The sequence below is a fragment of the Ochrobactrum sp. AN78 genome (genome assembly GCF_029909885.1).
GTDB lineage: Bacteria > Pseudomonadota > Alphaproteobacteria > Rhizobiales > Rhizobiaceae > Brucella > Brucella quorumnocens.
The window spans coordinates 442447-457892 of sequence record NZ_JASAMU010000001.1 but is presented as its reverse complement, the minus strand read 5'-3'; the positions used below and the strand labels follow the sequence as shown (position 1 = coordinate 457892).

The window sequence follows — 15446 nt, the reverse complement described above, 5'->3', positions numbered from 1 at the left end:
AAGAGCAAGCATGATCACAAGAGATTTGAGTTTTTTGACCGTCAGGTGCAAAAATCCTGCACATTTATGAAGGATTTTTGCACAGAATAGTCTGGCAAGAATATCAAAGCGGCGTTTGAGGGTGCGGTGACGAATCGTATGCGCCCCAGATCGACTGATCGAAGTTGACGATAGCGCCAGTCATCAATCCAGACTCTTCAGATGCCAGGAACGCAATCGCGCGGGCAACTTCCGCGGGGTCGATCAAACGACCAAACGGCTGGGCCTTAACCGCGTCATCAAGCCAATTGGCGGGTGCGCCATGAAACTCACGCTGGATACGATCTTCGCCATCCGACGCCATCCAGCCGATATTGAGACTGTTGACGCGGATACGGTTGCGCAATACCGAATAAGCGACATTGCGGGTCAAAGTATCTAGCGCACCTTTGGAAGCGCAGTAGGCCGCAATGAACGGCTGTCCGCCCATGGAAGACATGGACGATATATTGACAATAGCGCCTTCAACCTTGTCCCGACGAAAGAGCTTGATTGCCTCCTGAATAAGGAAGAACGGTGCACGCGTGTTGACAGCAAAAAGTCGATCAAACAATTCAGGAGTGGTGTCGAGTATATCGCCGCGATCCGTCAGCCCGGCCGCATTGACGAGAATATCGATACTGCCAAACGACCGATCGGCTGCGGCAATTACTTTGCGGCAATCCTCAACCTTCTCAAGATCAGCCTGAACAAAGACGGCCTTCGCACCCAGCGTTTCCAGAGCATCAGACTGGGCCTTGCCCTTCTCGGTTGAACGCCCGCAGATCACGATGCCCTTTGCACCCCTTTCCGCGAAAAGTCGCGCCGTGGCCGCACCAAGTCCCTGAGTGCCGCCGGTGATGACAGCAACCTTGCCGGTCAATTGTCCGCTCATTGTTAACTCCAATAACTGGCTTAAACACGTCCACCAAGTGCTGACGACAGATCGGCCAGTTCCTGACCGCCCGCCATCAAACTTTGCAACTCATCCATATCAACATCGCTTCTGGTGCGTGTTCCAAGCGTAGCGCCGCGATTGAGCACTGTGAACTTGTCACCGACAGCATGAGCATGACGCACATTATGGGTGATGAAGATGACGCCGAGCCCACGTTCGCGAACGAGATTGATATATTTCAGCACCATAGCAGTCTGGCGCACACCAAGAGCGGAAGTCGGCTCATCGAGAATCAGCACCTTAGCGCCAAAATAAACCGCACGCGCAATCGCCACACATTGCCGCTCACCGCCTGAAAGCGTTCCTACCGCTTGCTGCGGATCGCGCACATCGATGCCGATCTTCTTCATCTCTTCGCGTGTAACATCTTCTGCGAACTGTGCGTCGAACCAGCGAAGCGGCCCAATACCCTTGGTCGGTTCGCGACCGAGAAAGAAATTCCGCATTACCGACATCAGTGGGATCATGGCAAGATCCTGATAGACCGTTGCAATACCATGATCGAGCGCATCGCGAGGACTGTTGAAGGTGACCTGTTTGCCTTCAACGAAGAACTCGCCGCTGGTGGGTTTATGTACGCCTGAAAGCGTCTTGATCAGTGTTGATTTGCCAGCACCGTTATCGCCAAGCAGACAATGTACCTGTCCCGGTTCGACACTGATCGATACACCATTCAGCGCAATAACCGGGCCGAAGTGTTTGACAAGATTGCGGACTTCAATGATCGGGGTTGTCATGACTTGCCTTCTCTATCAACGCGGTTTCAGGAAAAGTGGCAACCGGTTTTCCGTTCGAAACTGCGTGAATGTTAAAGTCTACCGCTCGCCTGTGGCGCGCTTACGGATGAAGTTGTTGAAGAGAACGGCAATCAGCAGCATTCCGCCGAGGAATACCAGATACCAGTCCTGATCAATGGTCGTGTAAGTCAGGCCAATCAACACCATGCCGAAGATGATGGAGCCAAAGAACGCGCCAATGGCCGAACCGTAACCACCGGTCAGCAAACAGCCACCGATAACTGCTGCGATAATCGCCTCGAATTCTTTCTGAAAGCCGCGTCGTGCATCCGTTGATCCGGCATCAAGAACAGTCAGGATTGCGACCAATGCCGCAGCCATCGCCGTGCACATAAACAGGATCGTCTTCACGCGACGGACCGGCACACCGGAATTACGCGCCGCCAAGGCGTCACCGCCCGATGCGAAAATCCAGTTGCCGAAGCGGGTGCGAACCAAAACGTAGGTGGCCAATAAAGCGACGCCAATAAACCAAAGTACTTCTACAGGCACGCCTTTGACAGTTGGCTGACCATTAGGAAATTTCGCAATCAGGTCTTTTTCGGCAAGCCATGCGAACAGGCCCTGAAAAGCATCGCCCGAAAACAATCCGGCGAGATAGCTGGTGCCAACGGCTTCTTTTACGCCGCGCAACTGTGTTGCCCCACCCGTCGCCCATTTGAGGCCGACCAGCGAAAGCCCACGCAGAATAAAAAGAAACGCTAGCGTTACAATGAATGAAGGCAGTCCGGTTTTAAGAACAATCTGCGCATTGATGGCACCGACAAGAGCCGCAAATACCAGCGTCAGAATGATCGCGATGATAAGCGGCACTTGCAAGACAACAAGTGCTGCGGCAAATATCAGGCCCGCGAAAGCAATCATCGATCCAATGGAAAGATCAAACTCGCCGCCGATCATGAGAAGTGCCGCGGCGACGGCAAGAATGCCGAGCTGTGAAGCAGGCGCCATGAAATTCATGATACCTGCTGCCGTAAACATCGCTGGATTGGCTGTCGATAGGAAGAAGATCGTGATGAGCACAAGCCCGGACACAGCACCCAGTTCAGGCCGGCTCAACATTCGCTGCAGCGGACTGGCATTCTTCAGCCGTTCGTCATGCTGTGCAGCGGTGATTGCCGGGTCATTTGTGGCTGCCTGAGCGGGCTGCTCTGATGAAGTTGGCTCACTCATGCTTTCCTCCTTCAAGCGCATCCATGAAAATACGCATTAAAACAATTCGCAAGTGGTCTGCATGATTCAGACATTTGTCCCACGCCTGTATCCAAGAGATGCAAATGTCGGATTCTGACCACGAGAGCATCATTTTGATTCAATCTGCGAGATATGCACTCCAGCCCATGCTGTACGACGGCCGCGAGTTTCTGAGAATGACTATCCATTCCCGCCCATTTTCATGGGCGGGTGAGTTGTTTTGAATTTATGCCTTGTTTAGCGGATGCCCTTGGCAGACAGCTCAACGACCTGCTTGGCCTTGTCCTTAGTGATCAGGTTCGGACCAGAAGGCACGTTGCCACCTGGCATCAGGCCATATTTTGCATTGAGTGCAAGGAATGCGACCGGAAGATATCCCTGCAGGAACTGTTGCTGATCGATAGCGAAATCCGCTTTGCCGCTTTCAACCGCTTCAAGGAAACCAGCCGACATATCGAAAGTCGCGACGTGAATACCTTCGCGTCCGCTTTCCGAAGCTGCCTTCACCGCCGGTTCACCAGCAAGTGTCGCGTTGAGGGTCAAGATCGTATCAACAGCCGTATCGGATGCGAGTGCTGCACGGACCTTGGATTCGTTTTCAGTCGGATCAGCCGAGGTTGGCAGGACGGTCACATCGCCAAAACCTTCTTTGAAACCTGCACAACGCTGATCGAGCGAGACGTTGCCGACTTCCTGATTGACGCAAATGCCCTTCTTGCCGCCAGCCTTTTTCAGTGCTTCACCGGCAACCTTACCAGCATCGTACTCATCCTGACCAACGTGCAGCAACGCGCCGAGTTTCTTGGACGCGTCAGACCCAGAATTCATCGAAATGACCGGAATACCCGCAGCAACCGCACGTTCAATCGACGGCCCAAGCGCATCCGCGTCAGGGATCGAAACAACAATGCCCTGCGGATTCTGATTGATTGCAGCATCGATCAGCTGCGCCATCTGCACCATGTCGAAGGTTTCAGGCGCGCGATAATCCACCTTTGCGCCTGTATCTTTCGCAGCTTCAGCAACACCATTTTTCACAACCGACCAAAATGGATCAGATGCCTGACCGTGGCTTACGACCACAATGCTGACATCCTGTGCTTGCGCTGCGAAAGACGCAGCCATCAGTGCAACACCAGCAACTGCCGACTTTAAAAGAGATTTCATGTTCACTCCTCCCTGCCCGGCACTCCCCGCCGGTTTGTTAATTTATCTGTACCTTGATCAAAGCTAATTCCGGGGCTGCCTCCACGCATTTGATCCCGGCAATTTCGATCTGACCTTCGCTCTTTAATAGAATGAAACATTCATTAGAAATTTCTCGTGGAATTATAATTCCATTTCTGTTAGCTCATGTCAATCACATAAGCTGCTGTCGAAATACATCCTTAAAAGTAGGAAACCGTTTTCTGAATTTTGCTCTGGGAGGAGAAAATGACTGTTGTAACGGGTCTGATCGGATCGGGCTTCATGGGAAAGACCCATGCTCTTGCCCTGGCGAATGTAAACCGGATTTTCGACCTTCCCTTAACAGTTGAACTGCACACGTTGGCCGATGTTGATGACAAAATAGCCAACCGTGCTGCCCGTCAACTCGGCTTTGCGCATTCGACAGGAAACTGGCACGACCTGATCGCCCACCCGGCCATCAATATGGTCGACATCACCACACCAAACCGCTTTCACAAGGAAATGGCGCTCGCGGCAATTCAAGCTGGTAAGCATGTCTATTGCGAAAAACCTCTCGCGCCCACAGCCGCAGAATGTCTTGAAATGACATTGGCCGCAGAGCGCAAAGGCGTCAAAACCGCTGTCGGCTTCAACTATCTCAAGAACCCAATGATCAAGCTTGCGAAAGACATCATCGACAGTGGTGAAATCGGAGAAATCAGAAATTTCCGCGGCATCCACGCCGAAGACTTCATGGCAGATCACCGCATTCCATGGTCCTGGCGGCTTGATCCGGCAGGTGGTGGCGGCGCACTTGCGGATATAGGCAGTCATATCATTGCAGCCGCGCGCTATCTTGTCGGGCCCATTACCGATGTGATGGGCAAAAGCGTTACCGCGATCGCTGAACGCGCCGACCAAGCCAATCCTTCACAAATGAAAGCGGTGGAAGTCGATGACATCTGCCATGCCTTCGTGTCTTTCGAAAACGGCGCGACGGGCACGCTCGAAGCCAATTGGGTGGCGAGTGGCCGCAAAATGCAGCACGACTTCGAAATATCAGGTTCCAAAGGCTCTATCTACTTCTCGCAGGAACGCTTCAACGAGCTCGATCTGTTTCTTTTCTCAGACAAAAAGGACCGACAGGGTTTCCGCAAGATTTTCGCCGGACCCGATCATGAACCCTATGGCGCTTTCTGCGTGGCTGGCGGACACCAGATTGGCTTCAATGATCTAAAGACAATTGAAGTGCGCGACTTTCTGTTGAGCATCGCGGGTCAGAATACCGGCCATGCGGATTTTCGCGAAGGTTATGAGGTGCAAAAAACCATCGAAGGCATCTATGCTTCCAGCCTCGAACGGCAGTGGAAGACGGTTTGAACTACCGGAGACGTTTGCGCGTATGTAGGATGAATTCGCCGTCGATCTTCATCAGTTGCGCGTCAATTCCATAGACATCTCTAAGAAGCGCCGGTGTGAGCACATCCTCCGGCGTGCCATCCGCAATCAGCCTGCCATCATCAAGCACAATCAGCCGGGTGCAATATTTCGCGGCCAAACCAAGATCGTGAAGTGAGGCAATCACCGTTCTATTCTCTTGAGCAAGTCCGGCAAACAATTCCATCAGTTCAAGTTGATGTGCCGGATCGAGGCCCGCTACTGGCTCGTCGGCCAGAATGATCGATGTATCCTGTGCCAGCACACGCGCAATCAAGACCCGCGCTCTTTCCCCGCCCGACAACTCGTTGGCAGGACGAGAGGCAAGCTCAGGCACACCCATGCGTTTCATTGCGGTTTCAACGACGGTTTCATCAGTGTGGTCAAACCCGGCAAAGGCCGGTTTCAGCGCCGAGCGCCCAAGCGACACCAGCGTTTTGACTGTGACCGGCCAGGCAACATCACGCTCCTGCGGCAGATAAGCAATGATTCTGGCGCGATCAGCCACCTGCATTCGTCTGAGGTCAGAGCCATCAAGCAGAATGTTACCTGTTGATGACGTCAGCCCCAGAATCGCACGTAAAAGCGTGGTCTTCCCTGCACCATTCGGACCGATAAGACCAATTAGCTCGCCCTCACCTGCTTCAAACCCAACGGCTTCAAGCACAGGCTTGCGCCCAAGCGACACATCAAGATTGTCGATGGAGAGAACGCTCATACCAGCCGCCTCCGATATTTGAAGACCAGCCAAAGGAAGAAGGGAGCGCCGATAATGGCCGTCAGCACACCAAGTTTCAATTCGCGTCCTGGCATGATGATCCTCACCAGCACGTCGGCTGCGAGCAGCAATGCGGCACCGCCAAAGGCACTCGCAACAAGCAGGCGCGACGGTCGAGCACCGACCAACGGGCGCAGAATATGCGGTACCACCAGCCCAACGAAACCGATAGCACCTGCGACCGCCGTTGATGCTCCAACTGCAGCGGCGGTTCCAACCACAGCCAAGACCTGAACGCGGGAAAGATTGACGCCCATGCTTGCGGCAGCATCCGAACCCAATGTGAGACTATCGAGCGCACGGCCCAACGAGAACAACATCACCCAGCCAATCAGAATGAAGGGGGCAGCAAGCCAAACATGGGTCATGGATCGATCAGCAAGTGAGCCTAGCATCCAGAATACAATCTCCATCGCGGCAAAAGGATTGGGTGAAAGATTGAGCGCTAAAGCTGTCATCGCACCCGCAAGGCTGGTCACGGCAACGCCAGCGAGAATGACGGCAAGTGTTCCCGCATGGCGTCCGGCAAGCGCTTTCACAAGAAAGACCGATGCAAAAGCACCAACTAATGCCAGCAAAGGCAGCGCCAGCGGGAAAACCTGTGACAGTCCTGTATAAATTGCAATCACCGCACCAAGCGACGCAGAAGAACTCACGCCAAGAAGCCCCGGTTCCGCCAACGGATTACGCAGATAACCCTGAAGAGCAGCTCCTGAAAGGCCGAGCGAAGCGCCAATCAGAAGAGCGAGCAACGCACGTGGCAGACGGATTTCGCGCATAACCAACACGATGACATCGCCCTGCCCGGCAAATAGCGCCTGAACACTATCACCAATGCTGATCGATGCCGGTCCAACCAACAGCGAAAGCGCGAACAATACCAGCACCAACATGCCAAGTACAAACAGCAGAAGATAAAAGCGACTTGATTCAGTCACGCGCAGCCTCCGCGAGTTTCGCCACAGCCTCAACGCTGAACGGCCCGCCACACACTGTCAGATTGTCGTTGAGTGCCACTGTTCGTGTATATCCTTCCAGCGCGCGCAATGCGGGATGCTCGAAATTCTCGAAAGCCAGAGCTGGTGGTCGACCGCGTGATCCGCGCACCAGAATATCAGGCCTTTCCATAATCAGCATTTCGAGCGGCAGCATGGCCGAGCCGCGAACACCGGCTTTGTCGGCGATATTATCAACCCCGGCCAGACGGATCGCCTCATCAATCAGCGTACCGCGCCCTGACGTATAGCTGTTCGCATAATAAAGCGCGACGGTGCGCTTATGTTCGGGCCGTTTGATTACTGAGAGTGCCGCGTCCATCGCAGCAATTTGTTGATCTGCTTCTTCTTTGCGCCCCAACAATTCACCCATTCGCTTCATATGTGCCCTGATATCTTCAAAGGAACGTGCAGGCGCAAACTCCTCAACCCGCACGCCGAGTTCACGCAGCAGTCCAACTGTAGCCCGCGAAGAAAACGTGCCCGCCAGCACCAGATCAGGCTTCATTAGAAAGACCTCTTCCGCCTGTCCATGATTATTCGGAAGCTGCTTTGCCTTCTCGATCATCACCGACAAAAGCGGGTCTCGCGACAAGTATGAAACCGACTGCAACTGCGTGCGATCAGCCAGCAGCAACGCCAGCTGATCGGTACAGACATTGATCGATACCACCCGCTTAGGGATTTCCTGCGCTTGCGCTGAATGAAACACAGCGAGAAACAGGCATGCCGCAAGGCAAAGCCTGATTTTCCATAATCCTTGCTGCAGTTTCATACTGTGCGTCTCATCAGAAATTCCGCGTCAGCCCGACATTGAAGCTACGCCCCGGCGCATTATAGCCAGAGGTGGTCTGGTAATCCTTGTCGAAAATATTCTCCACAGAGAGTTTGAGCTGAGATTGCTTGTCGATTTCATACAACGCGATGAAGTCAGCCGTCACATAAGGATCAAGCTTGTTGGTATTCGCAGCACTGGTATAGCGCGAGCCGCCATAACGCATCCTTGCCGTCAGATCGAGCTTCTCAATCGGCTTGAAGTTCACCTCTGCCGTCGCTTTCACCCGTTCGCGATAGGCCAGATCATTATCGGTATCTTCGTCTATCGGGCGTTTCAGATCGATGGAGCCTTTGACGCCCCAGCTATCGTTAAAGCGATGTGCGAGTGTCGCCTCAAAACCCGTAACCTGCGCACGCGCAATATTATAGGGCAGATAGGAAGGCGCTGTGCTTAAGATCGCATCGCGCAGCCATGTTTGATAAAAAGCCATATCAAGGCTTGTGTTGGCGCTGGCCTGCCAGTTGAGGCCAATCTCGTAGGAGCGCGATTTTTCCGGTTGCAAATCGGCATTGGCAAAGCCGGGATAATAAAGCTCATTGAAGGTAGGAGCACGGAAGCCCGTTCCAAACGACGAACGCAACACGAGATCAGGCAGGATTTCGTAACTCCCACCGAGATTATACGTCACAACGTCGCCAAACTGCTCATTGTAGTCATAGCGCACGCCGCCATCAAAACGCAGCGCATCATATTCAAGCGAATATTGGCCGAACACCGCTGCCAGATTGCGGCTTGTCTCGGCATAAGCAGTCGTTGCATCCACCTCTTCGCGATAAGCCTCAACACCACCCGTCACCACATGCGAGACATTACCGGTATCGAACTGCTTTTCTGTGGAGGCAAATACCCCATAGCGCTTGGTTTCAAAACGGTCCGAGCTGCTGACGCCCTTGCGGAAATTCCTACTGTGATCGAGGCCTGAGCTGAATTCAATCGTCGAGGACCAGTTTGAACTGTGATCGACCCGCGCGCCAAGCTTGCCGCTAAAGGCGGTTGTGTAAGCTTCGTTAGCCGACGGCGCTTTTGCATCATATTGATTGCGTCCTCGGCTCAGAAGACCATCGGCATAAATCTTGCCCCAGTCAAAATCCTTCGACAGCACGAAGTTGAACGATCCCTGCAGAAAACCATCGCGATCAGGCTCATAACCAAAAGCTTCGGGAGTCGTGAAATTATAGCCCTGCGTGCCGGTCACTGCCGCACCAAACGCATAATCAATACCATCTTTGCTGCGCCCTTGCAGAGAGCCGGATACATAACCGCCCCATGGGTGCGTTACACCTGTTGTCACGCTTCCGCAGAAAGAGCGCTCGCCACACGCTCCGCCCTGCTTGGTGATAATGTTGATGACGCCGCCCATCGCATCGGCACCGTATTGCGAGGAATGCGCGCCTTTGGCGATCTCGATACGATCAATTGAGCTCAACGGAATATTGGAAAGCGCAGTCGCCCCGGTGGTCGCCGAAGCTGTTCGCACGCCATTCACCAGAACGACTGTCTGTTTCGATGACATGCCCCGAATATAGAGATTGGAAGACGATCCCTGTCCGCCATTTGTGGTGATCGAAATGCCCGGATAATATTGCAGCAGCGATTGGAGATCCGGTGAAGCAGAGCGCTCAATCTCGGCCTTATCAATCACCGTGACGGAAGACGTTGAACGCTGCAACGATGTCGCGCGGCGCAGCGGCGTTACAACAATCATGTCAAGCACGACGCCATCCTGTGCATTTAAGTTTGTCTGTGCGATAGCATCCAACGGCGCTGCCACCAGAATGGTCGATGCGAGATATGCAGATAATTGGAGAATATGCATTAATTTCTACTTCCTGCGCGCAAGCTTTGCTTCACCGCAGGTGTCAGAAATCAGGGCGCAAGCTCCCTGTCTTTGTCCCACGGCAACATTTCACAATGTCACCGCTACGGACGGTCGCGACTGAACACCCCTCGTGTCAGCCATGGGTGACTGGATACGGCAGGTCTCCTGACTTCCGGGTCTTCATCGGTCCTCCGCCTTCCCGAACACGAATGCTCAGTGGCTATAATCGTAACATACGATCATAGGAGGATGACTCTCCGGTTACAGTTGCGGGGGCAGTCTCGGCATCAGCAATTTAATGCTTCACCGTGTTCCCTTTTCATCCACCCTCTCGGGCAGAACCGTTTCCTGAAGCGAGCGATAGCAAGGGGAAGGAAGATTATCAACTGCAACAATGTGCCCCATCTGAATCACATTCAGAACGAAGTGATTCAGATTGTTGAATTGCAAAGGTTTTCCTATCTCAAGAAATCGCGGAAGCGACGCAGCGCAAAGAAGAAAAGTACACTGCCAATTACAATCATTGCCAGCAATTGCGGCCACACAACACTGAGCCCTGCACCTCGAAACAGCACCGATTGTGCCAGCATCACAAAATGCGTATTGGGTGCTGCCAACATAATGTTTTGGATGATTTCTGGCATGCTCTCGCGCGGTGTTGTGCCACCCGATAGCACTTGCAGCGGCAGCAGAACCAACATCAACAAAAGGCCGAACTGCGGCATGGAACCGGCAATCGTTGCGAGAAAAATACCAAGACTGGTGGTCGCAAAAAGCTGCAATGCAGCCCCTGCCAGAAACAGCGTCAGTGAACCGTTGATCGGCACCGCCAAGATACCCTGAACCACCACGATCAGCGAAAAGGCCGTAGCGACCAACACCACCATCCCCATCGACCATACCTTGGAGACCATGATCTCAAGCGGCGTTACCGGCATCACCAACAGATGCTCGATGGTGCCATGCTCGCGCTCACGGATAAGGGCTGCACCCGTCAGAATAATTGAGAGCATCGTTACCGACGAGATCACGTTGGTGATCGCGCCAAACCAGCCCTTGTTCAAGTCCTGATTGAACCTCGCACGCAAATTGAGGCCAACGGGCGTTTGCGTGTCTTCGCGATAGCGATTGAGAAACTCTGTCACTTCGCTCGACACAATCGACTGCACATATCCACCGCCTGTAAAGGCCTGGCTCATGCGCGTTGCATCGACGTTCAGCTGGATTGTTGGCGAACGTCCAGCGAGCAGATCACGCTGGAAGTTCGGCGGAATATCGAGTGCGAATGTGTCAAGACCAGCATCCATGCGCTTGTCCATCTCGTGAGACGAGATAAGTTTTGGCGGCACGAAATATGGCGGATAAAACGCGGTCGTGATCCGGCCCGAAACCGGCGACTGATCCTCATCGACAATGGCGATAGCCGCATTGTTGAGGTTTTCAGGCATAGCCTTCGCCGCCGTATAGATTGCGAGCGTGAAGGCATAGACGATGAGAAGCAGAAGCATCGGATCACGCGCTAATCCGCGCAGTTCCTTCACACCAAGCTGGAAAATATTGGAAATCCGCATCTCAGCCCGCCTGTTTCTTGAGGAGAACAATGCCGAGAACAGTAAGCACCGGAATCGCAATCAGCAGCGGCAGGAACGACCCCGCCAGATCGGAAAAATCGAGAGCCTTTGAGAAAGTCCCGCGCGAGATCGTCACGAAATAAGTTGTCGGATAAATCTTCCCGATAAAAGCACCCGCCCCTTGCAGCGACGATACGGGGTCGATAATGCCCGAATATTGCACAGCAGGAATGAGCGTCAGCAATGCTGTGCCGAAAATCGCTGCAATCTGGCTATTGATAAAGGTCGATATCACTAAGCCCATGCCAGTCGTGATGATGACATAGAGCAGCGCTGCTGTGGCATAGGTCAGGAAGCTTCCGGTAAATGGCACGCGGAAGATGAAGACCGCAAAGGCTGTCAGCATCAAAAAATTGAGGAAGGCCAGCGCAATATAGGGCAACTGCTTGCCAAGCAGAAACTCGAATTTCGTGACTGGCGTCACATAGAAATTGATGATCGAACCGAGTTCCTTCTCGCGCACCACGCTCAACACCGCGAGCATGGCCGGGATCATCAAAAGGAGAAGCGGAATAACTGCTGGAACCATAGCCACAAGGCTCTGCACGTCCGGATTATAGCGATAGCGAATTTCGAGATTGAAATTGCCAACGGTAGCAGCGTTTCCATAAAGCTCGCGCGCCTTTTGCGTCATCCAGTTGGCGTGCATGCCCTGTACATAACCACGTACGGTTTCTGCACGCGTCGGCATCGCACCATCAATCCAGGCCCCCACCTCAACCGGACGACCACGCGCGACATTGCTGCCAAAGTTCGGCGGGATTTCAATCGCCAGGCTGATCTCGCCTTCACGCATCCGTCGGTCAAGATCGTCATAGTCGGTAATTGGTGGCTTTTCCGTGAAATAGCGCGAACCGGCAAGCTGCTGGGTATAATCCCGGCTGATCGTGGTGTCATCGCGATCAAGAACCGCAAACGTCAGATCCTCCACATCAAGATTGATGCCATAACCAATCACGAACATGAGAATAACAGTGCCAAGAATGGCGAGCGTCGCCCGAATTGGATCGCGCTTGAGCTCCAACGCCTCGCGCCTAGAAAATGCGAGCATCCGCCGAGGATTAGGCAACCAGCCTGATGAAGGCTTTGGGTTCTTCACCGGCTTCTTTTCGGGTATTGGATCAGATTTTTCCTGATTACTCTTCTGCGGCGCAGTCTCGCCTATCGCTTCTTCGAGATAGGCAATAAAGGCATCTTCAAGCGTTGCCGAACTGCGACTTTCTGTGATCGCCTTTGGCGTGTCACTGATCAGCACCTTACCCGCATGCATCAGCGAAATGCGGTCGCAAAGCTCGGCTTCATTCATGAAATGGGTCGAGACAAAGATCGTCACATTATCCTTGCGCGAAAGATCGGCAAGTATCTGCCAAAATGCATCACGCGCAACGGGATCAACGCCCGATGTCGGCTCATCGAGAATGAGAATATCAGGCGAATGAATGAGTGCTACAGCCAGAGACAGGCGCTGGCGAATGCCAAGCGGCATAGACTCTGGAAGCTCATCCATAACCCCAGCCAAATCAAAACGTTGCGCGAGTTCCTTGATTCTGCGCTGGGTGTCTTCCGCATTCATTCCAAAGAGCTTTGCGTGCAGCTCCAGGTTCTGATGTACTGTCAATTCTGAATAAAGCGAAAAGGCTTGCGACATATAACCGACACGACGGCGTATATCGATATCCTTGGGATCGACCTCGCGTCCAAACAACCGCGCTGTGCCTTCACTCGCTGGCAAAAGTCCGGTCAGCACTTTCATGGTCGTAGATTTGCCACAGCCATTAGAGCCGAGAAAGCCGAAAATCTCACCGCGCGGAATGCGGAAGCTCACATTATCGACAGCGGTAAAATTGCCAAACCGCACAGTGACATGCTCAGCTTCGATAGCGATGCCGCTATCTGCCTCAGCATTGCGCGGCGGCATCACAACCTCTTTGTGCCCTTCCCGTAACTCCTCCGGCAACAAAGCAATAAAGGCTGCATCGAGATTGGGCGTCTTTGTTTGTTCAAGCAGTTCCTGTGGCGTTCCGGTCGCAAGAATTGCGCCATCATTCATCGCCACAAGCCAATCGAAGCGCTCGGCCTCTTCCATATAAGCCGTTGCCACAATGACGCTCATGCCCGGACGATCTTTGCGAATATCGTCGATCAGCTCCCAGAACTGACGTCGTGACAAAGGATCGACACCAGTTGTCGGTTCATCAAGGATCAGCAAATCGGGATCGTGGATCAGCGAACAGCAAAGACTGGTTTTCTGCTTCATACCGCCTGAAAGCTTTCCCGCCGGGCGATCCGCAAAGGGTGACATCCCCGTTCGAGCCAAAAGATCGGCTATACGGCGTTCGCGTTCATGCTTGTCATGGCCAAATAAGCGACCAAAAAACTCGATATTCTCGAACACCGAAAGTGTCGGATAAAGGTTCTTGCCCAGCCCCTGAGGCATGTAAGCGATACGCGGAAAAGCCGACTGGCGATGGCGCTTATCGGCAATATCGCCGCCCAGCACTTCGATCCTGCCCTTCTGCATAACGCGTGCGCCAGCAATCAGCGACAGAAGGCTCGACTTGCCAACACCGTCAGGACCGATCAGCCCCACCATGCAACCGGCAGGCACGTTGAGCGAAATATCGCGCAACGCTTCCGTCGATCCATAAGACAGCTTCACGCTGTCAGCGCGAACGACAAAGCTGTCGTCGCCCACGCCAGCCTTTATCGAAGCCGCACTCATTTTACGGTTTCCGCGAGGTTCTTCGGCCATTCAGCATTGGGATCGAGTTTCACATAAGCCATTCCCGGAAGTCCGGTTTTGACTTGCTGAATATATTTCTGAAGCAAATCCTGCGGGATCTTTGCTTTGACGCGGAACATGAGCTTCTGACGCTCTTCTTCCGTTTCAACCGATTTCGGCGTGAACTGCGCCACATCGGCCACGAAGCTGATCGTGGCCGGGATCACATATTGAGGTGCCGCATCGAGCACGATGCGCGCATCTGCCCCAATAGCTACGCGACCAGCCTGCGCAGTCGGCAGGAAGAAGGTCATATAGACATCGCTGACATCGACCAGATTAAGCACGCGACCACCGGCTGACAGCACCTCGCCCGGTTGCGCAACGCGATATTGCACACGGCCCGGCTTCGGCGAACGCAAGGTGGCATCGTTGATATCCGTGTCGATGGTGGCAATGGCGGCCTTTGCCGCTTCAACGGCAGCTTCTGCATCGACAACCTGTGCCTTGGCCGCACTGATCGCAGCGGCGGTCGCCACCAGCTGCGCCTTCGCCGCCCCTACGGCTGCTTCAGCGCCTTGCGCGGTTGCCCGGTCATCATCGAGGACCTGCTGAGAAACCGTGCGTGACTCTGACAGCTGCTGCGAACGAGCCAGACGACGATTGGCGGCATCCAGCTGTGCCTCGCGCTGCGCAACGGTCGCTTCAGCAGCAGTTTGTTCGGCTTCACGCTGTGCGACGAGGCTTTTCGCTGTATCGATGCTTATTTCGGCCCGCCGCAATTGTGCTTCTGCCTGTTTGCGCTGGCTTTCGAGCTGAGCCGTATCCATGCGTGCCAGAACGGCATTCGCTTCAACGAATTGACCTTCATCGGCCAGAATTTCGCGGATGCGTCCTGGGCTTTTGGTCGAAACGTCGATCTCAACAGCTTCAATACGTCCATTCCCGCCTGCAATACCATCCGGCAAACCGGGATCGCTCAATGTCTTCCAGGCATAGTAGCCTCCGACGGCCAAAGCCACGACCACACCGGTTACGATCCACTGCTTGCGATTAAATCCCATGCCGAAATATCCTCTGCGTCATCAT

At 53.6% G+C, this 15446-nt stretch carries 12 protein-coding genes and 1 riboswitch; of the genes, 1 reads left to right on the top strand and 11 read right to left on the bottom strand.

From position 1 onward, the window contains the following. Positions 1-103: 103 nt before the first annotated feature. The 4 genes from QBD00_RS02165 to QBD00_RS02150 form a co-directional block, all read right to left on the bottom strand. Positions 104-913 carry an SDR family oxidoreductase gene (locus tag QBD00_RS02165; RefSeq protein ID WP_095446902.1) on the bottom strand — a complete coding sequence of 270 codons (810 nt, stop codon included), beginning with the start codon at positions 911-913 and terminating at the stop codon, positions 104-106. A 20-nt stretch (positions 914-933) separates the two neighbouring features. Then, positions 934-1713 carry an ATP-binding cassette domain-containing protein gene (locus QBD00_RS02160; RefSeq protein ID WP_318578547.1) on the bottom strand — a complete coding sequence of 260 codons (780 nt, stop codon included), beginning with the start codon at positions 1711-1713 and terminating at the stop codon, positions 934-936. Between the two features lie 78 nt (positions 1714-1791). Next, positions 1792-2946, bottom strand: a complete 1155-nt coding sequence (locus QBD00_RS02155; RefSeq protein ID WP_318578546.1) for an ABC transporter permease — start codon at positions 2944-2946, stop codon at positions 1792-1794. Positions 2947-3204: 258 nt separating this feature from the next. Next, positions 3205-4134, bottom strand: a complete 930-nt coding sequence (locus QBD00_RS02150) for a sugar ABC transporter substrate-binding protein (RefSeq protein WP_095446904.1) — start codon at positions 4132-4134, stop codon at positions 3205-3207. Between the two features lie 267 nt (positions 4135-4401). Between QBD00_RS02150 and QBD00_RS02145 the strand changes: the two genes are divergently transcribed. Then, complete coding sequence (locus tag QBD00_RS02145) at positions 4402-5517, top strand: Gfo/Idh/MocA family protein (protein WP_264233511.1); 1116 nt, start codon at positions 4402-4404, stop codon at positions 5515-5517. A 1-nt stretch (position 5518) separates the two neighbouring features. On the opposite strand, the gene QBD00_RS02140 is transcribed toward QBD00_RS02145, so the two are convergent. The 7 genes from QBD00_RS02140 to QBD00_RS02110 form a co-directional block, all read right to left on the bottom strand. Next, complete coding sequence (locus QBD00_RS02140; RefSeq protein ID WP_318578545.1) at positions 5519-6292, bottom strand: ABC transporter ATP-binding protein; 774 nt, start codon at positions 6290-6292, stop codon at positions 5519-5521. After that, a complete protein-coding gene (locus QBD00_RS02135) occupies positions 6289-7290 on the bottom strand; it encodes a FecCD family ABC transporter permease (RefSeq protein WP_095446907.1) in 1002 nt (333 codons plus the stop codon). The genes QBD00_RS02140 and QBD00_RS02135 overlap by 4 nt, the downstream gene beginning before the upstream one ends. Beyond that, complete coding sequence (locus QBD00_RS02130; protein ID WP_318578544.1) at positions 7283-8122, bottom strand: ABC transporter substrate-binding protein; 840 nt, start codon at positions 8120-8122, stop codon at positions 7283-7285. The genes QBD00_RS02135 and QBD00_RS02130 overlap by 8 nt, the downstream gene beginning before the upstream one ends. A gap of 13 nt (positions 8123-8135) precedes the next feature. Beyond that, positions 8136-10001, bottom strand: coding sequence for a TonB-dependent receptor domain-containing protein (locus tag QBD00_RS02125; RefSeq protein WP_318578543.1), 1866 nt, complete (start codon positions 9999-10001; stop codon positions 8136-8138). Positions 10002-10141: 140 nt separating this feature from the next. Further along, a riboswitch (cobalamin riboswitch) is annotated at positions 10142-10365 on the bottom strand. 97 nt (positions 10366-10462) lie between these two features. Beyond that, positions 10463-11575 (bottom strand): ABC transporter permease, encoded by a 1113-nt coding sequence (locus QBD00_RS02120; protein ID WP_095446910.1) that lies wholly within the window; start codon positions 11573-11575, stop codon positions 10463-10465. Between the two features lies 1 nt (position 11576). Beyond that, positions 11577-14387, bottom strand: coding sequence for a ribosome-associated ATPase/putative transporter RbbA (gene rbbA, locus QBD00_RS02115; RefSeq protein ID WP_412534975.1), 2811 nt, complete (start codon positions 14385-14387; stop codon positions 11577-11579). After that, the gene (locus QBD00_RS02110; protein ID WP_318578541.1) at positions 14354-15421 is read right to left on the bottom strand and encodes an HlyD family secretion protein; all 1068 of its coding nucleotides are present in this window, start codon (positions 15419-15421) and stop codon (positions 14354-14356) included. The genes rbbA and QBD00_RS02110 overlap by 34 nt, the downstream gene beginning before the upstream one ends. Positions 15422-15446: the final 25 nt, after the last annotated feature.

Excerpts from the sequence above, each read along its gene's own strand:
- QBD00_RS02120 (WP_095446910.1), bottom strand. The coding sequence starts at position 11,575 with ATGCGGATTTCCAATATTTTCCAGCTTGGTGTGAAGGAACTGCGCGGA.
- QBD00_RS02160 (WP_318578547.1), bottom strand. The coding sequence starts at position 1,713 with ATGACAACCCCGATCATTGAAGTCCGCAATCTTGTCAAACACTTCGGC.
- QBD00_RS02150 (WP_095446904.1), bottom strand. The coding sequence starts at position 4,134 with ATGAAATCTCTTTTAAAGTCGGCAGTTGCTGGTGTTGCACTGATGGCT.
- QBD00_RS02140 (WP_318578545.1), bottom strand. The coding sequence starts at position 6,292 with ATGAGCGTTCTCTCCATCGACAATCTTGATGTGTCGCTTGGGCGCAAG.
- QBD00_RS02145 (WP_264233511.1), top strand. The coding sequence starts at position 4,402 with ATGACTGTTGTAACGGGTCTGATCGGATCGGGCTTCATGGGAAAGACC.
- QBD00_RS02110 (WP_318578541.1), bottom strand. The coding sequence starts at position 15,421 with ATGGGATTTAATCGCAAGCAGTGGATCGTAACCGGTGTGGTCGTGGCT.
- QBD00_RS02125 (WP_318578543.1), bottom strand. The coding sequence starts at position 10,001 with ATGCATATTCTCCAATTATCTGCATATCTCGCATCGACCATTCTGGTG.
- QBD00_RS02165 (WP_095446902.1), bottom strand. The coding sequence starts at position 913 with ATGAGCGGACAATTGACCGGCAAGGTTGCTGTCATCACCGGCGGCACT.
- QBD00_RS02155 (WP_318578546.1), bottom strand. The coding sequence starts at position 2,946 with ATGAGTGAGCCAACTTCATCAGAGCAGCCCGCTCAGGCAGCCACAAAT.
- QBD00_RS02130 (WP_318578544.1), bottom strand. The coding sequence starts at position 8,122 with ATGAAACTGCAGCAAGGATTATGGAAAATCAGGCTTTGCCTTGCGGCA.
- rbbA (WP_412534975.1), bottom strand. The coding sequence starts at position 14,387 with ATGGCCGAAGAACCTCGCGGAAACCGTAAAATGAGTGCGGCTTCGATA.